Source organism: Pseudomonas sp. NBRC 111130 (assembly GCF_001320485.1).
Classification (GTDB): Bacteria; Pseudomonadota; Gammaproteobacteria; order Pseudomonadales; family Pseudomonadaceae; genus Aquipseudomonas; species Aquipseudomonas vlassakiae.
Map to the genome: position 1 here is coordinate 100,708 of NZ_BCBG01000012.1, position 25,741 is coordinate 126,448.

The 25,741-nt window shown below is 58.1% G+C and carries 20 protein-coding genes; 12 read left to right on the forward strand and 8 right to left on the reverse strand.

Going from position 1 to position 25,741, the window contains the following annotated elements; translation table 11 throughout:
* The first annotated feature begins 38 nt into the window (after window positions 1–38).
* Window positions 39–809 (forward strand): 1-acyl-sn-glycerol-3-phosphate acyltransferase, encoded by a 771-nt coding sequence (locus tag APH33_RS06790; protein ID WP_054884424.1) that lies wholly within the window; start codon window positions 39–41, stop codon window positions 807–809.
* Window positions 810–986: 177 nt separating this feature from the next.
* Here the strand turns inward: APH33_RS06790 and APH33_RS06795 are convergent, their stop codons facing one another.
* Together APH33_RS06795 and APH33_RS06800 are read right to left on the reverse strand one after the other, a co-directional pair.
* Window positions 987–2,606 carry an MFS transporter gene (locus APH33_RS06795; protein WP_054884425.1) on the reverse strand — a complete coding sequence of 540 codons (1,620 nt, stop codon included), beginning with the start codon at window positions 2,604–2,606 and terminating at the stop codon, window positions 987–989.
* Window positions 2,607–2,702: 96 nt separating this feature from the next.
* Window positions 2,703–4,349, reverse strand: coding sequence for a GMC family oxidoreductase (locus APH33_RS06800; protein WP_054884426.1), 1,647 nt, complete (start codon window positions 4,347–4,349; stop codon window positions 2,703–2,705).
* Window positions 4,350–4,568: 219 nt separating this feature from the next.
* Here APH33_RS06800 and APH33_RS06805 point away from each other — a divergent pair, with 219 nt between their 5' ends.
* Complete coding sequence (locus APH33_RS06805) at window positions 4,569–5,456, forward strand: LysR family transcriptional regulator (protein ID WP_054884427.1); 888 nt, start codon at window positions 4,569–4,571, stop codon at window positions 5,454–5,456.
* Here the strand turns inward: APH33_RS06805 and APH33_RS06810 are convergent.
* The 3 genes from APH33_RS06810 to APH33_RS06820 are packed head-to-tail and all read right to left on the reverse strand — an operon-like array spanning window position 5,445 to window position 8,441.
* The gene (locus APH33_RS06810; RefSeq protein WP_054884428.1) at window positions 5,445–6,263 is read right to left on the reverse strand and encodes a sulfite exporter TauE/SafE family protein; all 819 of its coding nucleotides are present in this window, start codon (window positions 6,261–6,263) and stop codon (window positions 5,445–5,447) included. The two genes, APH33_RS06805 and APH33_RS06810, sit on opposite strands and share 12 nt — an antisense overlap.
* Complete coding sequence (locus tag APH33_RS06815) at window positions 6,260–7,516, reverse strand: FAD/NAD(P)-binding oxidoreductase (RefSeq protein ID WP_249342222.1); 1,257 nt, start codon at window positions 7,514–7,516, stop codon at window positions 6,260–6,262. Before APH33_RS06815 ends, APH33_RS06810 begins: the two co-directional genes overlap by 4 nt.
* Window positions 7,517–7,556: 40 nt before the next feature.
* Window positions 7,557–8,441, reverse strand: a complete 885-nt coding sequence (locus tag APH33_RS06820; protein ID WP_054884430.1) for an MBL fold metallo-hydrolase — start codon at window positions 8,439–8,441, stop codon at window positions 7,557–7,559.
* Between the two features lie 223 nt (window positions 8,442–8,664).
* On the opposite strand from APH33_RS06820, the gene APH33_RS06825 reads away from it, so the two are divergent.
* The 5 genes from APH33_RS06825 to APH33_RS06840 all read left to right on the forward strand — a co-directional run bounded on the left by APH33_RS06825 (window position 8,665) and on the right by APH33_RS06840 (window position 13,819).
* On the forward strand, window positions 8,665–9,954 hold the full coding sequence (locus tag APH33_RS06825) for a sigma-54-dependent Fis family transcriptional regulator (protein WP_054884431.1): 1,290 nt from the start codon (window positions 8,665–8,667) through the stop codon (window positions 9,952–9,954).
* A 127-nt stretch (window positions 9,955–10,081) separates the two neighbouring features.
* Entirely contained in the window at window positions 10,082–10,486 is a 405-nt protein-coding gene (locus APH33_RS06830; protein WP_054884432.1) for an RcnB family protein, read from the forward strand.
* 735 nt (window positions 10,487–11,221) lie between these two features.
* On the forward strand, window positions 11,222–11,623 hold the full coding sequence (locus APH33_RS06835) for a hypothetical protein (RefSeq protein WP_153428583.1): 402 nt from the start codon (window positions 11,222–11,224) through the stop codon (window positions 11,621–11,623).
* 51 nt (window positions 11,624–11,674) lie between these two features.
* Window positions 11,675–13,102, forward strand: a complete 1,428-nt coding sequence (locus APH33_RS26415) for a hypothetical protein (RefSeq protein ID WP_196997244.1) — start codon at window positions 11,675–11,677, stop codon at window positions 13,100–13,102.
* Between the two features lie 189 nt (window positions 13,103–13,291).
* Entirely contained in the window at window positions 13,292–13,819 is a 528-nt protein-coding gene (locus APH33_RS06840; protein WP_012269855.1) for a hypothetical protein, read from the forward strand.
* 101 nt (window positions 13,820–13,920) lie between these two features.
* Here APH33_RS06840 and APH33_RS06845 read toward each other — a convergent pair whose 3' ends face one another.
* The 3 genes from APH33_RS06845 to APH33_RS06855 form a co-directional block, all read right to left on the reverse strand.
* The gene (locus APH33_RS06845) at window positions 13,921–14,244 is read right to left on the reverse strand and encodes a hypothetical protein (protein WP_010951457.1); all 324 of its coding nucleotides are present in this window, start codon (window positions 14,242–14,244) and stop codon (window positions 13,921–13,923) included.
* Between the two features lie 117 nt (window positions 14,245–14,361).
* Window positions 14,362–15,036 carry a heavy metal response regulator transcription factor gene (locus APH33_RS06850; RefSeq protein WP_003253420.1) on the reverse strand — a complete coding sequence of 225 codons (675 nt, stop codon included), beginning with the start codon at window positions 15,034–15,036 and terminating at the stop codon, window positions 14,362–14,364.
* Between the two features lie 489 nt (window positions 15,037–15,525).
* Window positions 15,526–16,869, reverse strand: coding sequence for an OprD family porin (locus tag APH33_RS06855; protein ID WP_003253422.1), 1,344 nt, complete (start codon window positions 16,867–16,869; stop codon window positions 15,526–15,528).
* Window positions 16,870–17,273: 404 nt separating this feature from the next.
* On the opposite strand from APH33_RS06855, the gene APH33_RS06860 reads away from it, so the two are divergent.
* The 5 genes from APH33_RS06860 to APH33_RS06880 all read left to right on the forward strand — a co-directional run bounded on the left by APH33_RS06860 (window position 17,274) and on the right by APH33_RS06880 (window position 25,736).
* A complete protein-coding gene (locus APH33_RS06860; RefSeq protein WP_010951456.1) occupies window positions 17,274–18,545 on the forward strand; it encodes a TolC family protein in 1,272 nt (423 codons plus the stop codon).
* A 68-nt stretch (window positions 18,546–18,613) separates the two neighbouring features.
* Window positions 18,614–19,864, forward strand: coding sequence for an efflux RND transporter periplasmic adaptor subunit (locus tag APH33_RS06865; RefSeq protein ID WP_010951455.1), 1,251 nt, complete (start codon window positions 18,614–18,616; stop codon window positions 19,862–19,864).
* A gap of 24 nt (window positions 19,865–19,888) precedes the next feature.
* Window positions 19,889–23,050 carry a CusA/CzcA family heavy metal efflux RND transporter gene (locus tag APH33_RS06870; RefSeq protein WP_010951454.1) on the forward strand — a complete coding sequence of 1,054 codons (3,162 nt, stop codon included), beginning with the start codon at window positions 19,889–19,891 and terminating at the stop codon, window positions 23,048–23,050.
* 162 nt (window positions 23,051–23,212) lie between these two features.
* On the forward strand, window positions 23,213–23,536 hold the full coding sequence (locus APH33_RS06875; protein WP_003253432.1) for a DUF2790 domain-containing protein: 324 nt from the start codon (window positions 23,213–23,215) through the stop codon (window positions 23,534–23,536).
* A 202-nt stretch (window positions 23,537–23,738) separates the two neighbouring features.
* The gene (locus APH33_RS06880; protein WP_016497351.1) at window positions 23,739–25,736 is read left to right on the forward strand and encodes a heavy metal translocating P-type ATPase; all 1,998 of its coding nucleotides are present in this window, start codon (window positions 23,739–23,741) and stop codon (window positions 25,734–25,736) included.
* Window positions 25,737–25,741: the final 5 nt, after the last annotated feature.

Here is a 25,741-nt window from a genome sequence, read left to right on the forward strand (position 1 = left end):
TTCCTAGGCGGGCACGCCCCGCAACGGTACTTGCCACTATGTCGATCCTGCAGGCGATCAGAATCGTTCTTTTTTACCTGCTGCTGGGCACCAGTTCGCTGCTGTGGTGCTCGCTGAGCTTTTTCGTCGCGCCGTTCCTGTCGTTCCCCAAGCGCTACACGTTCATCAACGTGTACTGGTGCCGTTGCGCACTGTTCCTGGTGCGCACCATCCTTGGTATCGACTACAAGGTCACAGGTGCCGAGAACGTACCGGATGAGCCCTGCGTGATCCTGTCCAATCACCAGAGCACCTGGGAAACCTTCTTCCTTTCCCAGTACTTTTCCCCGCTGAGCCAGGTGCTCAAGCGCGAGCTGCTGTATGTACCCTTCTTTGGTTGGGCCATGGCCATGCTGCGGCCCATCGCGATCAACCGCGACAACCCCAAGGAGGCACTGCGTCAGGTGGCCAGCAAGGGTGACGAGTTGCTCAAGCAGAAAACCTGGGTGCTGATCTTCCCGGAAGGTACCCGTGTACCGTTCGGTACCGTGGGCAAATTCTCCCGAGGCGGCACCGCGCTGGCGGTGAATGCTGGCTTGCCAGTGCTGCCGATTGCCCATAACGCTGGCAAATTCTGGCCGAAGACTGGCTGGGGCAAGCGCTCAGGCACCATCGAGGTAGTGATCGGCAAGCCGATGTACGCCGAGGGCTCCGGGCCGCGGGCCATTGCCGAGCTCAACGACCGTGCCGCCGCGTGGAACGAAGCTACCCAGCGGGCCATGGGATCGCTGCCGCCAGTGGATGAAAAACCGCAAGAGCAGATGGCTTGACGATCTGTGGATAACTTGTGAGCAATTTTTTGACCGAGTGCCCGGATTCAACGCTAAGTATATGAATTAGCTATTTATTTCGGCGCATGACAATTTTCTGAAAAACGTGCATAAGTTTTTCCATGGCATAAGAAAACCGGCTTTTACAGCCGGTTTTTTTATGGCTCGGTGATAGCGTCAGACTTTGTCGATATCCACGTCCTTGGTTTCTTTCAAGCAGAACATCCCCACTACCAAGCTGATGCCGGTCACCAGCACCGGATACCACAATCCATAGAAGATATCCCCGGTATACACCACCAATGCGAACGACACGGTGGGCAGGAAGCCACCGAACCAGCCGTTGCCGATGTGGTAGGGCAGCGACATCGAGGTGTAGCGGATACGGGTCGGGAACAGCTCGACCATCACCGCCGCCAGCGGACCGTAGGTCATGGTCGCGATCAGGATCATTGCCACGATCAGCACCACCACCATCACCTGGTTGACTTGCCCCGGCTCGGCCTTGGCCGGGTAGCCCGCCTGCGCGATCGCCGTGCGCATGGCCGTTTCGTCGAAGCCGTTGATGGTCTTGTCGCCAATGTTCACCACCACGTCACTGCCGGCCACGTTCACCGAGCTGTATGGCAGGCCCTGCTTGACCAGGAAGGTTTTGACCTTGTCGCAGGGGCTGTCGAAACGTGCTTTGCCAACCGGGTCGAACTGGAAGGTGCAGCCTTGCGGGTCAGCGGTCACCACGATAGGGGCCTGGCGGCTGGCGGCGTCGATCTGTGGGTTGGCGTAGTGGCTCAGGGCCTTGAACAACGGGAAGTACAGCACGGTGGCCAGCAGCAGGCCGAGCATCAGGATCGGTTTGCGCCCGATGCGGTCGGAAAGCCAACCGAAGAACACGAAGAACGGTGCGCCGATCACCACGCTGATGATCAGCAGGGTATTGGCCTGAGCAGGGTCCATCTTGAGCATCTGGGTCATGAAGAACAGCACATAGAACTGCGCCGTGTAGAAGGTCACAGCTTGCCCGGCATTGATGCTGAACAGCGCGGTAAGCACGACTTTCAGGTTGGGCCAGGAGGTGAACGACTCGCGGATCGGTGACTTGCTGACCTTGCCCTGGGCCTTCATTTTCACGAAGGCCGGCGACTCGTGCATGCTCATGCGGATCCAGGTGGATATCCCCAACAGGATGATCGACAGCAGGAACGGCAGGCGCCAGCCCCAGGTTTCGAACTGGTCACCACTGATGTAACGGCTGCCCAGTACCACCAGCAATGACAGCAGCAAGCCAAGGGTCGCGGTCGACTGGATGAAACCGGTATGGAAGCCACGCTTGCCGGGTGGCGCGTGCTCGGCCACGTAAGTGGCGGCACCACCGTATTCACCGCCCAGCGCCAGCCCCTGGAGCATGCGCAGGATCACCAGGATGATCGGTGCCGCGATGCCAATGCTGGCGTAGGTGGGCAACAGGCCAACAGCGAACGTCGACAGGCCCATCAGCACGATGGTCACCAGGAAGGTGTACTTGCGCCCGATCATGTCACCCAGGCGGCCGAACACCAACGCACCAAACGGCCGCACCAGGAAGCCAGCGGCAAACGCCATGAGGGCAAAGATGAAGGCCGTGGTGTCGTTGACCCCAGCAAAGAACTGCTTGCTGATAACGGCGGCCAAGGCCCCATAGAGAAAAAAGTCATACCACTCGAAAACTGTCCCGAGGGATGACGCGAAAATGATCTTGCGTTCTTCACGACGGCTGGAGGTGCTCGCCGTCGCACCCTGCTCTTGGATGTAATCCGACATCGTTGCTGTCCTCGGCCCGCAGGCCACAGTGATTATTCTTGTTGTTCCACTGTCGGCAGCTTGTGACCGCGAGCTGCCGGTGTTGCATGCTCCCGGTCAGGGGGTCGGTATGGCGTCTTCGTTCAGGTAAGTCTGGGTTGCCGCTCCTTTGAGGATCAGTTGCGCCGCCTTCTCGGCGATCATCAGGGTGGGGGAACAGGTATTGCCGGAAGTGATTTGCGGCATGATCGAAGCGTCGGCCACGCGCAAGCCAGGTATGCCGTGCACGCGCAGCTGGTTATCCACGACGTCCAGGTCGCTGTTGCCCATGCGGCAGGTGCCGACGGGGTGGAAGATGGTGGTGCCGATCTTGCCGGCCGCCTCGAACAGTTCTTCCTCGGTTTGCAGCGTCGGGCCTGGCAGATACTCCTGGGGATCGAAAACGGCGAGGGCGGGGGCATGGACGATACGCCGAGTCAGGCGAATGGCATCGACGGCAACGCGCAGGTCCTGGGGGGCGCTCAAGTAGTTGGGGTCGATCCGCGGCGCACTGTTCATGTCTGCACTGCGGATATCTATGCGCCCCCGGCTGGCCGGGCGCAGGTTGCATACCGAAGCGGTGAACGCCGGGAACTGATGCAGAGGCTCGCCGAAACGCTCCAGAGATAGCGGCTGCACGTGATACTGCAGGTTCGGTGTGGCCTGCTCTGGGCTCGAACGTACGAAGGCACCCAGTTGGCTGGGCGCCATGGCCAGCGGACCACTGCGGTCGTAGAGATAGCGCAGGCCCATGCCCAGCTTGCCCCACAGGCTGTTGGCCATCTGGTTGAGGGTGCGCGTATTGCGGATCTGGTAGATCAGCCGCAGCTGCAGATGATCCTGCAGGTTGCCGCCAACGCCGGGCATGTCGTGGCGTACGCCGATGCCCAGGCTTTCGAGCAGCTTGCGCGGGCCAATGCCGGACCGCTGGAGAATACCGGGCGAGCCCACCGCGCCAGCACAGAGGATGATCTCGCGACGCGCAGCAAACTCATGCCAAGTGCCCTGCCACTGCGCCTTGACCGCACGGGCACGGGTGTTGTTCAACAGCACCTGGTCAACCTGCACGCCGGTCAGCACGGTGAGGTTGGGGCGGTCTTTGATCGGCCGCAGAAAAGCCTTGGCGGCGTTCCAGCGCACACCGCTGCGCTGATTGACCTGAAAGTACCCACAACCCTGGTTGTCGCCAGTATTGAAGTCATCGACGTTGCCGATGCCACTCTGCTCGGCTGCATCACGGAAGGCATCCAGGATCGGCCAGTTGTAGCGTTGGCGCTCGACTCGCCATTCACCCTCGGCGCCATGGTGCTCGCTGGCACCGGCAAAGTGGTTCTCACTGGCCTTGAACAACGGCAGTACGTCGTTCCAGGCCCAGCCTTCGTTGCCTTGTGCAGCCCAAAGGTCGTAATCAGCGGCCTGGCCGCGCATGTAGATCATACCGTTGATCGAAGAACAGCCGCCGAGCACCTTGCCCCGTGGATAGCCCAGCGCGCGGCCGCCCAAACCGGGCTGTGCTTCGGTCTTGAAGCACCAGTCGGTACGCGGGTTGCCGATGCAGTAGAGGTAACCGACGGGGATGTGAATCCAGGGATAGTTGTCGCGACCACCGGCTTCGAGCAGCAGCACGCGGCTGGAAGGATCAGCGGACAAACGATTGGCCAGCAGGCAGCCGGCGGGGCCAGCGCCTACGACCACGTAGTCGAAGACAGAATCGGCTGATGGCATGTGCAACCTCGCGCCTGATTTTTATTCTTGTTCCGATCCATCTTAGTGAGTAATTTCGCCATGGAAACACGAGATTTCACGCAGCCGCTGTGCGTTTTAGCACAGCGGTAAGTCTGTACTGGCCTCTTCGCGGCTAAAGCCGCTCCCCCAGGGATAGCGTTGTCTGCGGGAGCGGCTTCAGCCGGGAAGGGGCCGGAACGAACATCCACAAGGATCAGCATGTTCGACTGGAACGATCTGCGGTTTTTCCTCGAGTTGCAGCGCAGTGGCCGCCTGCTCAGCGCGGCCAAGCGCCTCAATACCACCCACAGCACGGTGGCCCGGCATATCGAAAGCATCGAGAAGAGCCTGGGCACGCCACTGTTCGTGCAGCATGCCCAAGGCTATGAACTGACCCCGTCGGGCCAGGCGCTGCTAAAGCACGCCGAAGCCATGGAGAACGTCGCCCTGCTGGCGCAGGAAGAAATCACCCAGGCCATCACCCCGCTGGGCAAGATTCGCCTGGGGGTCACCGAAGGCATCGGCATCATGTTCTTCACCCCGCGCATGAGCGAGCTGTTCGCCCGCTATCCGGGGCTGGAGGTAGAACTGGTGGCGGTACCGCGCTTCGTCAGCATCCTCAACCGCGAAGCGGAGATCAGCATCCATCTGGAGCGCCCCAACGCCGACCTGCTGATCACCCGCAAGCTCACCGACTACCGCTTGGCGCTGTACGCCAGCCAGAGCTACCTGGACCGGGCACCGCCTCTGCGTAACCGCGAGGACCTGGCGCGGCATAGCTGGATCGGCTATGTCGACGACTTGCTGTTCAGCCAGGAACTGCTGTTTCTCAACAGCTTCTGCCGTGCACCGAACGTGGCCTTCCGCAGTACCAGTGTCATCGCCCAGCAAACCGCCGCACGCGCAGGGCTGGGCATCGCTGTGCTGCCCAACTACATGGCTCGCCATGACCCGACGCTGGTTCGCGTGCTGCCCAGCGAGACCATCCAGCGCAGCTACTGGATCTGTACCCGCCGCGAGTTGCACAAGTCGGTGCGCCTGCGGGTGGTGTGGGACTACCTGCTGGCGCTGTGCGCGGCGGAACAGGACGAGCTGCTAGCCCAATAGCGCCTTGCCAGCCAGCAGCACGGCCGCCAGCCAACCGGCGACAGCGAACATCTGTTGCAGGCGAGGCCCGGCGATCCTGGCCGCCAGTGGCCGAGCCAGCAACAGGCCGATCACCGCCCCAATGGCAAAAGGTGCGCCAATCCGCCAATGCATCACACCGGCCAGGCTGGCGCTGACCACGCTCCCCGTGGAAACCAGCGCGATGACGGCCAGGGAGGTCGAGACGATGCTCTTCATGCGCAGGTTGGTGTAGCGGTTCAAGGCGGGGATGATCACAAAGCCGCCGCCTACTCCCAACAGGCCGGACAGCAAGCCGGACATGGCCCCGGTAAATGCCAGGGCGCGTGCGCAAGGTAGCGTCCAGCGCAAGCGCCCCTGCAACGGGTTCAGCACGCAAGGCTCGATGTAGCGATGGGCTTCACTGCCTTCGCCGCGCAGCTCTTTGGCTGCCTTGCGCCAGATGCGCAGGCAGGCATGGATCAGCACGGCAGCGAACACCAGCGCCAAGGGTGCATTGGGCAAGCGGTGGGCCAGCATCAGGCCGAACGGTGCCGCTGCGATACCGATCAAGGCGATGAAGAGGGCGGCGCGATAACGCACCAGCCCTTCGCGCAAGCCGAGTACCGCACCCACCGCCGCCGCAAGCCCCACGGCAAGCAGCCCGATAGGTGCCGCTTCGACCATCGACAGGCCCAGCCCGAACACCAGCAGCGGCACCGCCAGGATGCCACCACCGGCGCCGGTCAGCGCCAGCACCGCTCCGATGATCGCGCCCAGGCCAGCGCCCAGCAGTTGATGTTCGATCACTGTGCGGCCTCGGTGTCCAACGGTTGTGGGCGCGCCAGCCATTCTCGGCCTTTGAGCATGCCCTGCCAATACAGCGGCGGCAGTACGCGTGCCTTGAGCAGCCAGGCCAGGCGTGTCGGCTGGCGCCCATCGAGCAGCCAGCGGGGAAAGCTCGGAGCGACCTTGCCGCCATAGGTGAATTCGGCCAGGACGATCTTGCCGCGCTCGACGGTCAGCGGGCAGGAACCATAGCCGTCGTACTGCGCCAGGGCAGGGAGACGGCCCAGCGCTACCAGCACGTTGTTGGCTACCACTGGCGCCTGCTTGCGCGCCGCTGCGGCAGTCTTGGCATTGCTGGTGTTGGCCACATCGCCCAGTGCGTGGATGTTGGCGAACAGGCGGTGGCGCAAGGTATGCGGATCGACATCGACCCATCCGGCTGGATCGGCCAAGGGGCTCTGGCGGATAAAATCCGGGGCAACCTGTGGCGGTACCACATGCAACAGGTCGAAGGATTCGGCACGGGTTTCAGTGCTACCGTCGGCCAGTGTACGCACGAAGGTGGCACGCTGATTGGGCCCATCCACGGCCACCAGCCGGTGGCTGTAATTGAGGTCCACGCCGTACTTGTCGATGTAGGCCATCAACGCTGGCACATAATCGGGAACGCCGAACAGCACTGCACCGGCATTGAAGAAACTGGCTTTCACGTCGCCCAGCCGTCCACTGCGCAGCCAATGGTCGCACGACAGGTAGAGGGCCTTTTGCGGCGCGCCAGCGCACTTGATCGGCATCGGCGGCTGGGTGAACAGTGCACGGCCTTGCTTGAGCTTTTGCACCAGCTCCCAGGTGTAAGGTGCCAGGTCGTAGCGGTAGTTGGAGGTGACACCGTTGCGGCCAAGGGTTTCGCTGAGCCCGTCGATTGCCTCCCAGTCGAGCTTGAGGCCAGGGCAGACCACCAGCTGTTCATAACTGATGGCGCGGCCTCCCTCCAGGGTGACCAACTGGGCAGATGGGTCGAAGCCCTGGACGCGCGCCTTGATCCAGCGCACGCCGCGCGGGATGGCCGAGGCCATGGTGCGGGCGGTGCTCGGCGCACTGAAGACGCCAGCGCCGACCATAGTCCAGCCTGGCTGGTAGTAGTGCACGTCGGCAGGGTCGATCAGGGCGATGTCCAGTGACGGGTCACGGGCGATCAGGCTGGAAGCAGTGGCGATACCGGCGGCACCGGCACCGACGATGACCACCTTGTGGTGGTCGGCATTGGCAGGCATGGCAGTCAATCCTGGAATTTCTGGTAATGGGGCAGGGCAGTCAAAGCTTGTTCAGCGGGATCTTCAGGTAGCTCACACCGTTTTCCTCAGGCTCCGGGAGCTGGCCGCTGCGCATGTTGACCTGCACCGAAGGCAGGATCAGCACGGGCATGTCGAGGGTCTTGTCGCGGGCTTCGCGCATGGCCACGAAGCTGTCCTCATCAATGCCTTGGTGGATGTGGATATTGCTGGCGCGCTGCTCGGCCACCGTGGTGACGTAGCGCATCTCGCGCCCGCCTGGCAGATAGTCGTGGCACATGAACAGCAGCGTCTGGTCGGGGAACGCCAGCAACCGACGGATCGAGCGGTACAGCGTGCGCGCATCGGCGCCGGGGAAGTCACAGCGGGCCGTGCCGTAGTCAGGCATGAACAGGGTATCGCCGACGAACACCACCGTCTCACCCGCGTCCACGACCATGTAACTGAGGCATGCCGGTGTATGCCCGGGGGTATGCAACGCACGAGCATGCAGGTTGCCGATGCAGAAGCCCTCTTCATCTTCGAAGAGCACATCGAACTGGCTACCATCACGGGCGAAGCCAGGCTCGGCGTTGAACAGCGCGCCAAAGACTTTCTGCACCTGGGTGATGTGCGCACCGATGGCGGTATGGCCGCCAAGCTTGCCCTTGAGGTAAGCCGCCGCCGAGAGGTGGTCGGCATGCACGTGGGTTTCCAGCACCCACTGCACGGTGGCCTTGAGCTCTGTCACCCGGTCGATCAGGCGATCCGCCGAAGCGGTGCAGGTGCGCCCGGACTTGGGGTCGTAGTCCAGCACGCTGTCGATCAGTGCGCACTGGAGGGTTTCACGGTCCATGACCAGGTAGCTGATGGTCGAGGTCGCCTCGTCGTAGAAGGCTTCCACGTGAAGGTTGTTGCCGATGATCATCACGTTCTCCAAATGGTCTGCCTCAGCTTGTACGGGCGCAGGCAGTGGGAGGAGGATTATCAAGATGCATGCCAGGCGCTCTTGCGCATCCGGCCCCATGAACACGGTCCCTTGATCACCGCTGTACGTGCCGGTGGCAGTACCTTTGGCAGTCGACTGTCAGCCAATGGCAGTGTTTGGCAGTCCTTGTTACCCTGCGCCAGGTTATCCAATCGGTGCCGTCATGCCTGAATCTCATCCACTCATCCTAGCCCTGGTTTCCTACCTTGAGCACGATGCCGTGCCTGCCATCGTGCTGGACACCGGCTACAACATCCTTGCGGCCAACGCGGCCTATCGGCGGCAGTTCGGTCGAAACGAGCAGGCCCCGCTGGGTGAGAAATGCCACCGGGTGTCGCATCACTACGCTGTACCGTGTGACCAGGCCGGTGAGCACTGCCCGATGCGCAAGGCGTGGGACAGCAAAGTGCCGGAGCGAGTGCTGCATATTCATCACACGCCGCGTGGCCCTGAGCATGTGGATGTAGAGTTGCGGCCGATCCTCGATGAGCAGGGCAGGGTGGTGGCTTTCGTCGAGCGGCTGACCAGCATCACCCTGGCCTCCGCACAACCTCAGGAACAAGGGCTGGTCGGGCGGGCACCTGCTTTCAAAACCGCGTTGGCCAGCCTTCAGCGTGCGGCTCCTGCGCAGATTCCGGTGCTGCTGCAGGGCGAGTCGGGTACCGGGAAGGAGCTGTTTGCCCGCGCTATTCACATGGGTAGCCCACGGGCTAATGGTCCGCTGGTAGTCGTCGACTGTACCGGCCTGACCGAGTCGCTGTTCGAAAGCGAGCTGTTCGGCTACGAGAAGGGGGCATTCACCGGCGCCAATCAGCGCAAGATCGGCTTGGCCGAGGCCGCCCATGGCGGCACATTGTTCCTCGACGAAATCGGCGAAGTGCCGTTGGCGATGCAGGTCAAACTGCTGCGCCTGATCGAGTCCGGGAGCTTCCGCCCGGTTGGCAGCCTGCGCACCGTGCATTCGGATTTCCGTCTGGTTTCGGCGACCCATAAGCCGCTGAAGAAAATGGTGGCTGAGGGGACGTTCCGAGAAGATCTGTATTATCGCATCAGCGGTTTCCCCATCCGCTTGCCGGCGTTGCGCGAGCGCGTGGAGGATTTACCGCTGCTGGCCGAGAGTCTGCTGCAACGCATGACTGGCAAGCCGACACCGAGCCTGACCGAGGCGGCGCTGAAGCAACTCAAGCTGCATGCCTTCCCTGGAAACATTCGCGAGTTGCGCAACATTCTGGAAAGGGCTCGGTTGTTTGCCGATGACGGGCTGATCCGACCCGAGCACCTACCTGAAGAGGTCGGGCGACAGCAGGCATTGGCCATGCGCAGAGGGCGAAACGATCTAGGTGATCTCGCGCACGCACTGGAGCAGTTCCAGGGATCACGCAGCGAGCTGGCCCGTCACCTTGGCATCAGCGAGCGAACCCTCTATCGCCGCTTGAAAGCGCTTGGTTTGTAGTCCGTAGACCTTTACCGGACCTTTACCTCTGCCCTGACATCAAGCGGAAAAATTTGTGGTCTGATCAGGTAACCGCACCAGGCAGACCGTTTTACCTGCCGGGCGTTAACAGTCAGAGGTTCCGCAAATGAACAAAGCCCTAACCGTACTCTGCGCCGCACTTGTGCTCAGCACACCCTTGGCCAGTTTTGCTCAACCAGGGCCGGACCACCATGACGGTGGTCCATCCCATCAGGGCTCCCCGTCACATGGCCAACCCGAGCGGCATGACCGTCATGACAACGATCACTACCCGGCCTACCACAACCCGAACTTCCGACCTGAAGCCGGCATGCCGATGCCGCATCAGCAATGGCATCGTGGCTATGTGGTGGAACCTCGTTATCGCACAGACCGCTACTGGGTGACCGACTGGCGTGCGCGCCATCTGTACGCGCCACCTCGTGATCACCGCTGGTTGTACGTGAACGGGGACTATGTGCTGGTGGCGATCGCCTCAGGCGTGGTCGTCAGCGTTCTTTCCGGCTACTGAGTCTCACAGAAACAACAAAGCCCGCGTCAGCGGGCTTTGTTGTTTCTGGCGATCTACACCGGTGTAGGTTCACAAAATAGGTGATAGGCCAGACCCCGTGAAATTGGAATCTTCGCCATTTTTTTTGTGAAATGAAGGGGTGCTTTTCACAGAAAAGCCGAGAAATCCCTACTCACCAATCACAAAAGTTGATTGGCCTGGAAAGGGCCGTTTACGACCGACGCGTGACTTTTCGGTAAGGGATGAGGAGTAGTCGCAGCGATCCTTTAGCTCCTAGTCTGGCGACCTTGGGTTCAGAATCCGACTGGCAATGCCCGCCGTCACTACTTCAGAGGAACCAGCTTCCTCTGCTGCCAAAATTGCGGGGGCTCATGCTGGTACCCAGGCCCGACAAATGCGCAGTTGCAGCCCTCAATTGCAAGGCTATCCAAAGCGGCACGCGTGTCAATCAAGATCTGATGCATGACGATGGCCGGCCTCACGGAGGTGAAACCGGAGATTCAGAATGACTAAACCGACCCCGTAGACACCAACCTCCACGAAGGCCGCTATCGACCCAAAGCTGTCCTTCAAGAAAGGCAGCTAACGGCGAGAAGCGGTCATTTTGTATCTACAGGTTTCGGGGCGATTCACTCGTCTGATGCTCAGGAGCACCAGGATGGGCGTCAAGGAGGTGGTCATCTTGAGGTGGACTATGCTGACCAGTTGCTCTCAAATCTAATCGTGAGGTCCTCCATGGCAAACCCCAATCTGCTGGCTCTATTCAGAGATGAAGTCCTTCTGACCGGGCCTGAAAGCTCCCTACCTAGCAACCTATCTCAGTTCTGGCTTGAGGAGCTCCAGAATCATCTGGAGAGGTATTTCGACGGTTTGAACTCGGAGTCAGATGCAGAAGAGAAGGATCTCGACATCTCCCTCCCACTCGCAGCGATCATCCACATCTTGTTCGCAAAAAATGGTGGGGAGGAGATATCCGAGAGCTCTGAAAAGCTGTACGAGTATTTCCAAGACTACCGGCTCGAACTGGCCCTTGAAGAGATCACGCGAAAGACTCATGTGGCTGCCGAGGCTGCAACCATTGAGACCATCTTCACCAACCGAGACGTCCTGGTGGAGCAAAGCCCCCTTCTTCAATAGGTACCTCCACCGATGCCATCGCCGGCGGGCACGCTCCGAGGCATTGATGGAATGCATTTTGACGACTGCCGAGATCAGCGAATGAAAGAAATTGCTGCGCCGATGTTCGATCTAATCGCTTTGTCGCTTCCACGAGGGTTGGGGTTTGGGGACAGCCCGCCAGTAGGGGCATGGCTTAGTGAGGACGGAATTTCTTGTGCCGCTCTAACCCGAAATATCAATTCCGGCAGCTTCGGAATTGTCACCTTGCGGCGTCGTGTCGATAGCGTGTGGGTGCTCCTCAGCCATGGTGAGTGCACCACTGGCGAGTCCGAAGCCCGCGCCTCAATCAGCCATTTTCTCTATACCCAAGCCCATCCGCTTCCACTCCCTTCAGGTGAACGACGACGTGCTCCTCTAAGCAGAATGGGTAAGCGCACACCAAGCGTGGTGTTCAAATCACTATTTGATCCAAGCCGCCGTATTGGGGCGTGGGCGCTGAATCAACTGTATCTCGCACTGCCATCCCCAGACAGAAATTGGGTTCCCGATTGCCAGACTGAGAATTTTCACACCCGCCTCTGGGAAGCCCACCTATTAGCGATTTTTCGTGAACAGGGACTCTTGGTCACCCAGCCTAAAGAATCACCCGATTTTCACATCGAGAATAGGCTGGGAGATGAGGCCTGGGTTGAAGCAGTGACAGCCAACCCGGAAGAGCGGTATGAGCATTTTGGCGCCTCGCCGGTCCCCCCACCCGCTGACCGACATGAGCGTTTCTTAGGAGCGGCTGCAGAAAGGTTTGCGAGGACCATCCAAAACAAATTGGACAAGCGTTACGAATCCCTACCGCACGTGGAGGGTAAGCCGCTCATTCTGGCCTTAGCCGATTTCCATGCGCCCAGTTCAATGCTGTGGAGCAGGGAGTCGCTCATCAGCTATCTCTATGGCTTTGCAGTTCACTCATCTGCGCATCGTGGTACGCACCTGATAACTGTGGAGGAAGAGACATCTCTGCTATCAGGGCGCCCCAACGGCCTATTTACGCTAATGGAAAATGCCCATCTTTCAGCGGTCATTTTCACCAATGCCTGCACAGTGCCAAAGCTCAGCCGAGTGCCGATCTCAGGTGGAGCTCATCTAGACGGGTACCGATACTTGCGGTTTGGTGAGTTTTTCGACCGTTCTCCGGGAGCATCACGAGGTATCCCATTTCTGTTGGATGTAGCGTCCAGCGACTACGGTCAGCTCTGGCCGCAATATGGCTACGAGCCGTGGTCTGCTGAAGTGGAGGTATTCCATAACCCTATGGCACTATACCCGGTGCCTAATGAGTTGATACCAGAAGTCACCCACTGGAGAGAAGTAAACGGAAGAGTCGAGTGCGAATCTTTCTTTGATGTATCCATACTCCGATCCAGAACACTCGTCCTCAGTGCAAACGCTAAGGTTCCGTCACTCGATGAGTTGCTGACAGCAGCCAGTCCTCCAGAGCTCTGACGGCGGCGGGGTGGCCGCATCGTTGCCACGCAGGTAGATGAGAATTTCTCAGCAAGCTACCCAGCCAGGGGAAGGACATGAGATCCCCTGCGCAATTCAGGACCGTTGAAGCGTCACCTCTCTTCGGGTAAAAGCATGACCGTCATACAACGCTACAACAGCGTCATACCCGAGAGCATAGGAAGAAAAATGTCGATCCAAGGACTAAAACGATACTTTGGAAACAAGATTCACGCAGTGATAATGATGGCCCCGCTTAAGCGGGAAATGATACGCCTCGGCATATGCACCCTTATGGCGATTATTCTGAATATCATCTTGTATACCGGCGTTGAAGTAGACGGCACCATCAAGCCGTGGGCAGAAACCCCGATAAAACTGTTTGCATCGTCGATGTTATTCGCCTTCATGATCAAGGCTTTTCTGCCAGTTCTCGGCTGGACGATACTGAAAGCAATGCTGTTGAGTGCGAACAATGCCTTCAGCGGCATACTGAGTTTTTTGGGCAATCAGTTCACAGGCGTCATGTACTGTACCGGAATTATTATGGGTTCTATCACGATTAAATTGTATATGGTTTCCGGGGTTTTAGACTCTGAGTTTGCTTATCTGTCCGCAATCGTATTTGCTTCCGGGGTTTTATATTTCTATGTGCTGCAATGCGCCATTCAAAAAACAATGAGTCCGGCCCTGCGTACACCAGCAGTACCGCGTTAAACCACTAGGCTGTGACTATTCATCTCTGGTGCTCAGTAGGCGCTCGCTCTGCTGAACCCTCACCCATACACAACCATTAATGGACTGGCCCGCCTTCGACTTTATGAAGAAGGCGAGCGAGCACGTGACTGATTGCGCATGTATTCCGAGATGAGACTTTCGAAATTGATGTCCGCCTCCTCAACGAGAATATTGACGTGACAGTACAGCTCTTCAGGACCTCTGAGATAATTGAAAATCCTTGATCTAACGATGCCGCAAACCCCTTCTTTGACCGCCGTAGAGGGGAGGTTGATAACATCGCCAACGCACGGGATAAGAGCTAGGCCATGGTCGCTGTTGAAGACAATGTCAGCTGGACAGGCATCAATGCTGGCATCGGATTGTCCTTGCGAAACCTGCTGATAATCAATGCTATACCTCATGTACAGCCTACCTCATTTGTTGAGTGAGGAATCAGCGCCGCGGATCGTAAACAGAAACCTCAAGTTCGCAAGCGACGGGAGCATGTAGCGGATTTTCGGTACTAGAGAGCTTGGCAACTATCGTTTTTCAAGCACATACCCTACGCCCCGAAGCGTATGTATCAGTTTGGTCTCGAAAGGGTCATCTATCTTGGCTCTGAGTCTTCGAATCGACACCTCTACAACGTTTGTGTCGCAGTCAAAATTCATATCCCAAACCTGCGAAATAATTTGGGTGCGGCTCAGCACCACACCGGTATTACGCATCAGGTAATGCAGTAACGCGAATTCTTTCGTGGTCAGGTCAATGCGCTGACCGTCCCTGAATGCCCTGTGCCGGCTCTGATCAAGCTCCAGGTCAGCGACGCGAATGACCTCTACGGATGCAGGGTGATCTGACCTGCGCATCAAGGCGCGAACCCGGGCCAGCAGCTCAGGGAACTCAAATGGCTTGATCAGGTAGTCATCTGCTCCGTTCTCCAGCCCCCGGACCTTATCCGCCAGCCGGCTTCTCGCCGTCAGCATCATGATACGGGAAGGGCAGTTTTTACGACGCAACAACTCAAGGACCTGCCAACCGTCCATCTCTGGCAGATTTATATCCAGGATAATCAGCTCATATTCGTGCTGCTTAGCCAAGAATAATCCATCTGACCCGGTGTGGACGCAATCTACGACATAGCCACATTCCGTCAGACCTTGACGCACATACTCCGCAGTTTTTACTTCATCCTCAATTACCAGAATTCGCATGGGATTTTGTCTCGATATCACTGAGCAATTAACCGCGCACGCGCGCCGGCATTATTGAAAGGGATGGTAAATCAAAATGAGCGTGCCGGGGCTCAAATGACGGATTTGTAATTTCTAGGTAATACAGTTGATAGTCTGGCGGTATATCTTGTCGCGGTTTGGGTTTGACAGTTGCGGGCCCTCTCTCCAGCAGGTGATTTGACCTTATGAAGTATTGGGTTATTTTCTTCTTTGTGCTGGCTTCGTTCCGCTCAGATGACGGCGAGGTCGCTCACATTGAAGAGACTGGTCATTGGTGTAGTCATGAACTTCACCGGCATGCGATGCGTACAATCGAACGCCTACTTGAATTTTAGGCAAAAAAAAGGCGCCCAATGGGCGCCAAATATCCACCTTTTACCAAAGGAGCACTTAAGCCACTCAAGGTGAATGCGTAATGCTCGTTTTACTAACAGGACCCGCCAATGGATAACTGGCCCAGTTAGCGAATTACAGAATCGAAAGCGGGTACTCGATGATTACACGAGTTTCATCCAGATCCGATTCGAAAGCAGTGGCACGCGTGGTTGCCTGGCGCAACCGGAAGGACAGATCTTTTGCCGGACCGGTTTGGACAACGTATTTGACTTCGACGTCACGCTCCCAACGCTTCTGATTGTCGAGCGGGTTGCCGTTGTCGTCGGTGCGCATGTAGAACTGGTTAGCGTTCGAGTAATCCGCACCCGAGCCTCTGGCGTAGCGCGTCATGAACGTCAGGCCTGGAATGCCGTAGCTGGTGAAGTTCAGGTCATAGCGCAGCATCCAGGAACGCTCTTTCGGCGAGTTGAAGTCGCTGTACTGGATGGAGTTGTCGACGAAAATCGAGTCCGACTGACGCAGGTAGTCGAAATCGTCGTCGCCGTTGTTGCGCTGATGCGACAGGGCCAGGGTGTGGGCACCGTAACGCACACCGACCTTGGCACTCCAGATGTTGTTGTCGAATTCACCCAGGCGCTTCTTACCTTCATCTACGGCTTTGTAGTAGTTGAAGCCACCGATCAGCGCCAGATCGTCGCTCAGCGGGTAAACCACGCTTGTGCCGGCGTAGTACTGATTCCAGACGTCTTTCAGCTGGCTGGCGTAGACGCTCACAGTCCAGTTGTCGTTGATCGAGTAGTCACCGCCACCGTAACCGATCCATGGCGAGTTGACCGGGCCGCCGTAGAACGTCACGAAGTTGTCGTTCAGGTTGCTTGAGACCGGCTGGCTCATCGCATGCAGACGACCACCCTGGAGGGTAAGGCCCTGGATGCTGGTGTTCTCAACGGTCACACCGCGGAAACTCTCTGGCAGCAGGCGAGAGTCACCCGATGCGACGACCGGGGTCGATGGGAAGACATCACCCACTTTCACGATGGTATCGAACAAGCGGACTTTGGCTGCGCCGCCGACCTTGGTGTATTCGTCGCGAGCTTCACCCTTGTTATCAACGGGCAGCACGTCGAAGGAGCTACGGCCGCCGTTGCGCCCATCACCGGTGTCGAGCTTGAGGCCGATCATGGCAAAGGCATCAACGCCAAAGCCAACGGTACCTTGGGTAAACCCGGAGTTGAATTTGCTGATGATCGCGTGCGCCCAGGCTTCGGAGTAGCCGTTCGTATTGCCCTTGCCACTGTTGTAAGTGGGGGCGGTGCTGTCGCGGTTATCACGGTTGAAGTAGAAGTTACGGTTCAACACTGTAAGGCTGCTGCCTTCAATGAAGCCTTCTGGCTTGTCTTCAGCTTGTGCCGAAATAGCATAGCTTCCAGACAGCGCAGAAACTGCCGCCAAATACAGTGGTACTTTGATTTTCATCCGATGCTCCTTTGATTCACGGCAGTTTTTATTATGTTTACCGGCGCGGGTGTCGTTAGTTGTTCTGACCCGGCGGCGCGCCTAGCGTAGCGCGAGCTCATATTTGCAGGCCGAAGATAACGGGAGGGTGATAGGACAATTACAATTTCGTCATCTACCTGTTATTCGGCACCTTCGCACCGCGTGTTTGCCATCTCTGTTGCTTGTATCGAAATCATCGTGTCGGGTTGGGTTTCCCAGTATTTACGGGCATTACAAAGCTTTCTTACGAAATTGTAATTTTCTAGCCACCCCTCTGATAGCTACCGCTCATTAGAGTGCCATCACCTAATCAAGTGGGGCTTGGCAGCTGTTTCGGCGTTCTCGCCAAGCTTTATCGAAGTTTGTGCACGAGGACCATCAAAGTGCCCCGGTATAACCGCAATGTCTTACCCAAGACCCCCGTCTCGCCCTGGAAGATCGCTGCACTCTGTGCAGTCATCTCTGGGTTGATGGCGCCTGCAGCCCTTGCCCAAAGCATCAGCTTGCCCCAGGCGCTTTCGACGGCCATGGATGCCAACCCAGACCTGGCCGCGGCCAGGCAAGAAATTGGGATCGCTGATGGTGCTCGCAAGCAGGCCGGGCTTATCCCCAACCCCACAATCTCGTATGACGTGGAAGACACCCGTCGTAACACCAGCCAGACGACTGTCTCTCTCAGCCAGACCCTTGAGCTGGGCGGTAAGCGGGGGGCTCGTGTTGACGTCGCCACATACGGGCAGACCGCCGCACAGCTTGAGTTAGACCGTCGCGTTAACGGCCTGCGTGCAGATGTCGTCCAAGCCTTTTACGCCGCGTTGCGGGCCCAGACAGGTCTCGACCTGGCCAAGCAATCTCTCGAACTGACTGAGCGCGGTCTTCGCATCGTCGATGGCCGTGTTCGCGCAGGTAAGTCGTCCCCAGTGGAGGCGACCCGCGCTCAAGTGCAACTGGCCGAAGCCCAGCTGCAAGTTCGACGTGCAGAAACGGAAAAAGCGACCGCTTACCAACAGCTCGCTCAAATTACCGGGAGCTCAGTCACCGTGTTTGATCGACTCGAATCGCCAACCCTCTCCCCGGGCTTGCCACCTCGCACTGAAGATCTGCTGGCTAAGCTCGACCAAACAGCAGAAATGCGTCAGGCCGTGGTGCAGATAGACAAGAGCGATGCCTCGCTCGGCTCAGAGAAAGCTCAGCGTATCCCGAACCTTACTGTCAGTGTAGGTAGCCAGTACGACCGCTCTGTGCGCGAGCGGGTCAACACTGTGGGCCTGTCTATGCCTTTGCCGCTGTTCGATCGTAACCAGGGCAACATTCTTTCCGCTTCTCGTCGTGCAGATCAGGCCCGGGACCAGCGCAATGCTGTTGAGCTGCGCCTGCGCACCGAAACCCAAACCGCGTTGAACCAATGGTCCACCGCCATGCAGGAGGTCGAGTCCTACGACAAGACCATTCTGCCTTCAGCCCAACAAGCCGTAGAGACCGCAACCCGCGGCTTCGAGATGGGCAAATTCGGTTTCATCGAAGTGCTGGATGCCCAGCGCACCTTGATCGTCGCTCGTGGCCAATACCTCGAATCGTTGGCAGCGGCGACCAATGCGCGTGCGCAGGTGGAAAGGGTTTATGGCGAAGTCGGCTCAACCGCCGGCACTCGCTGAACGGGCCAAACATTTTCTTCGGCACACAGCCTTGAACAAGCCGGTGCCTACGATCAGCAGGAGTAGCAATGGATAACAAACGCAAGATCGCCCTCGCGGTAGCCGCTGTGGCAGCCCTCGGATTTGGCAGCCTTGCCTGGAACAACAGTTCCGGACAGCAGGCCGCCAGTACTGCCGAGCATGGCGCTAACGATGGCCATGGCGACGAAAAGAAAGCCGCATCTGCCGCCAAAGAGGAAGGTGATGAGGGCCATGGTGAAGAAGGCCACAGCGAAGAGGGCGGTGAAGAAGAGGGCAAGCTGACGCTCAGCGCTGAACAGATCAAGGCCGCTGGTGTTGCCCTGGAAGCTGCAGCGCCTCGTGACCTCGGTACCGTCGTGAGCTTCCCTGGCGAAATTCGCTTCGACGAAGATCGTACTGCCCACGTGGTTCCTCGTGTTCCTGGCGTTGTTGAGGCTGTCCAGGCCAACCTGGGCGAGACGGTCAAGAAAGGGCAAGTCCTCGCGGTAATCGCCAGCCAGCAGATCTCTGACCTGCGCAGCGAACAACAGGCCGCACAGCGTCGCGTCGAACTGGCGCGTGTGACCTTCGAACGTGAGAAGCAACTGTGGCAGGACAAGATCTCTGCAGAGCAAGACTACCTCCAAGCACGCCAAGCGCTGCAAGAAGCGGAGATCTCCTTGGCCAACGCCAAGCAGAAGGTCGGCGCAATCGGTGCCTCGGTTAACTCCGTTGGCGGTAATCGTTACGAGCTCCGCGCTCCCTTCGACGCCGTGGTAGTGGAGAAACACCTGACCGTCGGCGAAGTCGTCAGCGAGGCGACCAACGCCTTCATCCTTTCCGACCTGAATCAGGTCTGGGCGACCTTCGCAGTTCCGCCGACAGATCTGGGCAAGGTCACGACTGGCCGTGCAGTGAAAGTCTCTTCGCCTGACATGAACGTCGAGGTCGAAGGGAAGGTGGGTTATGTCGGCAGCCTGCTGGGCGAGCAAAACCGTGCAGCTACTGTCCGCGTCACCTTGACCAACCCCAACGGCGCCTGGCGTCCAGGCCTGTTCGTAAACATTGCGGTCACCTCCCAGACCGATCGAGTTGCCGTAGCGGTCCCTGAGCACGCTGTGCAGACCGTTGAAGACAAACCTTCGGTATTCGTACGCACCCCAGATGGCTTTGACACCCGCCCGGTAAAACTGGGTCGCCGCGACAATGGGTACGTGGAAATCATCGACGGTATTGAAGCCGGCGCCCAGGTAGCAACCAGTGGCAGCTTCACACTCAAGTCCGAGCTCGGCAAAGCTTCTGCCGAACACGGTCACTGATGCGAACTGACAGGATGATTTCTCATGTTTGAACGTATCATCAGATTCGCCATCGAGCAGCGCATCGTAGTAATGATCGCCGTTCTGATCATGGCGGGTATCGGTATCTACAGCTATCAAAAGCTGCCCATCGATGCGGTACCCGATATCACCAACGTCCAGGTGCAGATCAACACTGCAGCGCCTGGTTACTCGCCCTTGGAAACCGAACAACGGATCACGTTTCCAGTTGAAACGGCCATGGCCGGTCTCCCGGGCCTTCAGCAGACCCGTTCCCTGTCTCGCTCTGGCCTGTCTCAGGTCACCGTGATCTTCAAGGATGGCACTGACATCTTCTTTGCCCGCCAGTTGATCAACGAGCGGCTGCAGGTTGCGAAGGAACAGCTGCCAGAAGGTGTAGAGGCCGTCATGGGTCCGGTATCTACCGGCCTCGGCGAGATCTTCCTGTGGACTGTTGAAGCCGAAGATGGCGCGGTCAAAGAGGACGGTACGCCGTACACCCCGACCGACCTGCGCGTGATCCAGGACTGGATCATCAAGCCTCAGCTGCGTAACGTCCCGGGTGTGGCCGAGATCAATACCATCGGCGGTTATGCCAAGCAGTTCCTGGTTGCGCCGGATCCAAAGCGCCTGGCTACCTACAAGCTGACACTCAATGACCTGGTCGCAGCGTTGGAAAGTAACAACGCCAACGTCGGTGCCGGCTACATCGAGCGTAATGGTGAACAGTTGCTCATCCGTGCACCGGGTCAGGTAGGCAATATCGAAGACATCGCCAACATCGTGATCACCAGTGTGGATGGTGCACCGATTCGCATCAGCAGCGTTGCTGACGTCAGCATCGGTAAAGAGCTCCGTACAGGTGCTGCTACTGAGAACGGCCGCGAAGTCGTGCTCGGTACCGTGTTCATGCTGATTGGTGAAAACAGCCGCACCGTATCTCAAGCTGTCGCCGCCAAATTGGCGGACATCAACCGCACCCTGCCAAAGGGCGTGGTGGCTGTGACTGTTTACGACCGTACCAACCTGGTTGAAAAAGCCATCGCGACGGTGAAGAAGAACCTGGTGGAAGGCGCGATCCTGGTTATCGCCATTCTGTTCCTGTTCCTCGGCAACATCCGTGCGGCTCTGATCACCGCGATGGTGATTCCGCTGTCCATGCTGTTCACCTTCACAGGCATGTTCAACAACAAGGTCAGTGCCAACTTAATGAGTTTGGGGGCACTCGACTTCGGCATCATCGTCGACGGTGCCGTGGTTATTGTAGAAAACGCGATCCGTCGACTGGCTCATGCGCAACATAAGCATGGCCGCATGCTCACCAAAACCGAACGCTTCCACGAGGTCTTTGCCGCGGCGCGAGAAGCTCGCCGGCCGCTGATCTTCGGTCAGCTGATCATCATGGTGGTGTACCTGCCGATCTTCGCCCTCACCGGCGTCGAAGGCAAAATGTTCCACCCGATGGCCTTCACCGTTGTGATGGCGCTGCTGGGTGCAATGGTCCTGTCCGTTACCTTTGTTCCTGCAGCTATTGCCATGTTCGTCACTGGCAAGGTGAAGGAAGAGGAAGGCGTGGTCATGCGCACAGCTCGACTGCGCTATGAACCGGTTCTGCAATGGGTGCTGGGACATCGGAACATCGCTTTCTCGGCCGCAGTAGCCTTGGTCGTGCTCAGTGGTTTGCTGGCAAGTCGTATGGGTAGCGAGTTCATCCCAAGCCTCAGTGAGGGTGACTTTGCGATGCAGGCCATGCGTGTGCCTGGAACGAGCCTCACTCAATCTGTCGAGATGCAGCAGCGTCTGGAGAAAGCGGTGATTGCGCAGGTGCCTGAAGTTGAGCGGATGTTCGCACGCTCGGGTACCGCAGAAATTGCATCTGACCCGATGCCGCCGAACGCCTCTGACGCCTACATCATGCTCAAGCCTCAGGATCAGTGGCCTAACCCGAAGAAGCCTCGTGATGAGCTGATTGCTGAAGTGCAGAAGGCCGCAGCGGGTGTTCCAGGAAGCAACTACGAGTTGTCGCAGCCAATCCAACTGCGTTTCAACGAGCTGATTTCGGGCGTGCGTAGTGACGTCGCTGTGAAAGTCTTCGGCGATGACATGGACGTGCTCAACAACACCGCCAACAAGATCGCGGCAGCGCTCAAAGCGGTCCCGGGCTCATCGGAAGTGAAAGTTGAGCAGACATCCGGCCTGCCGGTGCTGACCATCAACATTGACCGCGAAAAAGCAGCACGCTACGGCCTGAACATCGCGGATGTTCAGAACTCGATCGCTATCGCCGTGGGTGGCCGTCAGGCCGGCACGCTGTATGAGGGCGACCGTCGGTTCGACATGGTAGTACGCCTACCAGAGACCGTTCGCACCGACGTAGCGGGTATGTCCAGCTTGCTGATCCCGGTACCTGCCAATGCGGCACAGGGTGCCAATCAGATCGGCTTCATCCCGCTGTCCCAGGTCGCCAATCTGGACCTGCAACTGGGCCCGAACCAAATCAGCCGCGAGAACGGCAAACGTCTGGTTATCGTCAGCGCCAACGTTCGAGGCCGCGATCTGGGGTCCTTCGTTGAGGAGGCGACCGCATCGCTGGACAAGAAGGTGCAAATCCCTGCGGGCTACTGGACGACTTGGGGGGGCCAGTTCGAGCAGCTGCAGTCGGCTGCCAAACGCCTGCAGATCGTTGTTCCAGTCGCCTTGCTGCTGGTCATGACCTTGTTGTTCCTGATGTTCAACAACCTGAAGGACGGCATGCTGGTCTTCACCGGTATTCCATTCGCACTCACCGGTGGTGTTGTGGCGTTGTGGCTGCGGGACATCCCACTGTCGATCTCGGCAGGTGTCGGCTTCATTGCACTGTCCGGCGTTGCAGTACTGAACGGCCTGGTGATGATTGCCTTCATCCGCGGGCTAAGGGAGGAGGGACGAACGCTCAGACAGGCAGTCGATGAAGGTGCATTGACCCGTCTGCGACCTGTTCTGATGACAGCCTTGGTAGCGTCCCTGGGCTTCATCCCGATGGCTTTGGCCACCGGCACCGGTGCCGAAGTTCAGCGGCCATTGGCGACGGTGGTGATTGGCGGGATCCTGTCCTCCACCGCACTGACCTTGCTGGTACTGCCTGCCCTGTATCACTGGGCACACCGCAAGGATGAAGACGGCGACGAGGCCGAAGTGGTTAGCTAACAGCCTCCGCTAAAGAGAAGCCCACAACACGTGTTGTGGGCTTTTTTGTTTAAAGTGAAGTAGATGCACTTACCTTTCAAAATTGTAAGTTTCTCGTCATGCCGGTGATGCCTATGCATTGCTAAGGTTACGCCCGAGAAGTTTTGAAATTGAGAGGGTTTTATGAAAAAGCTAATTATCGCTGCTGCACTTGTTGTTTTCTCGGTGGCTTCGCAGGCCAACACTTTCTCCGAGAGCAAGCAGCTTCAATACACCAAGGAACACCAGACCGCAGTGGCCAAGTACGCGGAGAAAAATGGCAAGCCAATGCCAGAGATTCAGGATTACAAATATGGCATGAAGATAGACGTTGCGAAATTCGTACGTCAGTCGCAGGACCCCCGTACCTGCCAGGTCTATCCACGGTTGATGACCTTCGAGGACTCCCAGGGCACGCTCAAGACTGTTCGTTACTCGATGTATTCGCAATGCATCAACAACAAGTAGTAAACGATTTGAACAGAACAATTAGAGAATTCATAAATGCCAGGCAGTGCCTGGCATTTTTTATTACGCCCGATACCCCATAGCTTCGAAATGTTAACGCCTGGGCTCGGGCAAACCGTGCAATAGATCTTAGCCAACCAACAGAGACGGCTCCCCAACTGCAGAGGGCAATTGGAAGCCTTGACCCCAGAAGGGACGAGTTATGAAGAGTTTGCTTGAACGCCCTGATGACCAAGCCGGGCATGAAGGTCATAGCCATGAGCATGGCGGCATTTTTGGAATGAACACAGAGCTGATTTTCGCGCTGATCTGTGGTGCTCTCCTGGGTGCCGGAGCTCTCGCAGGAAAACTTGGCCTGATTGATCGTCTGCCTCTGATTCTGTACGTGTCGGCCTACGTGTTCGGTGGATGGTTCACCACTAAGGAAGCGGTTACCAACATCCGTCAGAAACGCTTCGAGATCGACTCGCTGATGCTTCTCGCCGCAGTCGGTGCCGCGAGCATCAGCGCCTGGGCGGAGGGGGCTCTGCTGCTGTTCCTGTTCAGTCTGGGGCATTCCCTTGAAAGCTACGCGATGGGGCGGGCCAAGAAAGCGATTGAGGCACTGTCCAAGCTCGCACCAGCCACCGCGATCGTACGCAGAGCAAATGGCACGGTGGAGATGCCCGTGGAGCTGCTGGTTCCCGGTGACGTTGTCATCGTGCGCCCCAATGACCGCCTGCCGGCCGATGGTTTTGTAGTCGTAGGCTCCTCAAGTATCAACCAGGCGCCAGTAACCGGTGAGAGCGTCCCCGTGGACAAGCAACCTGTTCCTGATGCCGAACTCGCACGCAGCAAGCCAGATGCAGTGGATGCAGCCTCGAAAGTCTTCGCCGGTACCATCAATGGCGAAACGCTCATCGAGGTTGAGGTAACCCGGCGCTCTACGGAGAGTACCTTGGCGCGGGTCATCAAGATGGTCAGTGAAGCCGAAGTCAGGAAGTCACCGACCCAGCGATTCACGGACCGCTTCCAACGCATATTCGTCCCGTTGGTTTTACTGCTGGTAGTCGGGCTGCTATTTGCCGGCATTTTCCTTGACGAGCCGTTCCGTGACTCGTTCTACCGGGCGATGGCCGTACTGGTTGCAGCCAGCCCCTGCGCGCTCGCGATCGCTACACCAAGCGCCATTCTCTCTGGCATCGCCAGGGCAGCCCGAGGTGGCGTGCTGATCAAGGGCGGTGCGCCACTTGAAGAGCTTGGATCATTGAATGCCATGGCATTCGACAAGACCGGTACCCTGACCGAAGGGCGCCCACGTATCACCGATGTAATACCCATAGGCGGCACGCAGATCGAGGATCTGCTAAACGTCGCCATCGCTGTGGAGTCGATGAGCGACCATCCGCTGGCTGCGGCAATTGTGCGTGACGGTGAAGAGATGATTGGCACACGGCGCCGATTCCAAGCCAAGAACATGAGCAACATGATTGGCCGCGGCGTGCGTGCTGAGCTTGATGGGCAGTTCGTCTGGATTGGCAAGGTCGAGATGTTCGGTACCAATGGTATTCCCGCACTCAGCAAGGCAGCCCTGGAGGCTGCGGAGCGTCTACGTCAGTCAGGCCGTACCACCATGGTGGTACGGCGTGCTGACAAGGATCTGGGCGCTATCGGGCTATTGGACACACCCCGGGAGGGGGCCAAAGAGGCACTCCAGAAGCTTAGAGAGATGGGCATCGAACGCATGGTCATGATTTCTGGAGACCACAACCGCGTTGCAGAGGCTGTAGCCAAACAAGTTGGCTTAGATGAAGCGTGGGGAGACCTGATGCCGGAAGACAAGGTCAAGGCCATCAAAAACCTGCGCCTTAGCGCCAAGGTGGCCATGGTGGGTGACGGCGTCAATGATGCCCCTGCCATGGCCAGTTCGAGCGTTGGTATCGCAATGGGGGCTGCTGGATCTGATGTTGCCCTGGAAACGGCTGATATCGCGCTTATGGCTGACGACATCAGGCAACTCCCATTTGCGGTGGGGCTGAGCCGTCACACGCGATCGATCATCCACCAGAATCTGTTCGTCAGCTTGGGGATTGTGGCCATCCTGGTTCCGTCCACCATCATGGGCTTGAGCATTGGTGCCGCTGTTGCGATCCATGAGGGCTCCACACTGTTGGTCGTCTTCAACGCCTTGCGCCTGTTGGCCTACCGCAGAAGCACCTGATCCCT

Excerpts from the sequence above, each read along its gene's own strand:
- APH33_RS06790 (WP_054884424.1), top strand. The coding sequence starts at position 39 with ATGTCGATCCTGCAGGCGATCAGAATCGTTCTTTTTTACCTGCTGCTG.
- APH33_RS06795 (WP_054884425.1), bottom strand. The coding sequence starts at position 2,606 with ATGTCGGATTACATCCAAGAGCAGGGTGCGACGGCGAGCACCTCCAGC.
- APH33_RS06800 (WP_054884426.1), bottom strand. The coding sequence starts at position 4,349 with ATGCCATCAGCCGATTCTGTCTTCGACTACGTGGTCGTAGGCGCTGGC.
- APH33_RS06805 (WP_054884427.1), top strand. The coding sequence starts at position 4,569 with ATGTTCGACTGGAACGATCTGCGGTTTTTCCTCGAGTTGCAGCGCAGT.
- APH33_RS06815 (WP_249342222.1), bottom strand. The coding sequence starts at position 7,516 with ATGCCTGCCAATGCCGACCACCACAAGGTGGTCATCGTCGGTGCCGGT.
- APH33_RS06820 (WP_054884430.1), bottom strand. The coding sequence starts at position 8,441 with ATGATCATCGGCAACAACCTTCACGTGGAAGCCTTCTACGACGAGGCG.
- APH33_RS06825 (WP_054884431.1), top strand. The coding sequence starts at position 8,665 with ATGCCTGAATCTCATCCACTCATCCTAGCCCTGGTTTCCTACCTTGAG.
- APH33_RS06830 (WP_054884432.1), top strand. The coding sequence starts at position 10,082 with ATGAACAAAGCCCTAACCGTACTCTGCGCCGCACTTGTGCTCAGCACA.
- APH33_RS06835 (WP_153428583.1), top strand. The coding sequence starts at position 11,222 with ATGGCAAACCCCAATCTGCTGGCTCTATTCAGAGATGAAGTCCTTCTG.
- APH33_RS26415 (WP_196997244.1), top strand. The coding sequence starts at position 11,675 with ATGCATTTTGACGACTGCCGAGATCAGCGAATGAAAGAAATTGCTGCG.
- APH33_RS06840 (WP_012269855.1), top strand. The coding sequence starts at position 13,292 with ATGTCGATCCAAGGACTAAAACGATACTTTGGAAACAAGATTCACGCA.
- APH33_RS06845 (WP_010951457.1), bottom strand. The coding sequence starts at position 14,244 with ATGAGGTATAGCATTGATTATCAGCAGGTTTCGCAAGGACAATCCGAT.
- APH33_RS06850 (WP_003253420.1), bottom strand. The coding sequence starts at position 15,036 with ATGCGAATTCTGGTAATTGAGGATGAAGTAAAAACTGCGGAGTATGTG.
- APH33_RS06855 (WP_003253422.1), bottom strand. The coding sequence starts at position 16,869 with ATGAAAATCAAAGTACCACTGTATTTGGCGGCAGTTTCTGCGCTGTCT.
- APH33_RS06865 (WP_010951455.1), top strand. The coding sequence starts at position 18,614 with ATGGATAACAAACGCAAGATCGCCCTCGCGGTAGCCGCTGTGGCAGCC.
- APH33_RS06870 (WP_010951454.1), top strand. The coding sequence starts at position 19,889 with ATGTTTGAACGTATCATCAGATTCGCCATCGAGCAGCGCATCGTAGTA.
- APH33_RS06875 (WP_003253432.1), top strand. The coding sequence starts at position 23,213 with ATGAAAAAGCTAATTATCGCTGCTGCACTTGTTGTTTTCTCGGTGGCT.
- APH33_RS06880 (WP_016497351.1), top strand. The coding sequence starts at position 23,739 with ATGAAGAGTTTGCTTGAACGCCCTGATGACCAAGCCGGGCATGAAGGT.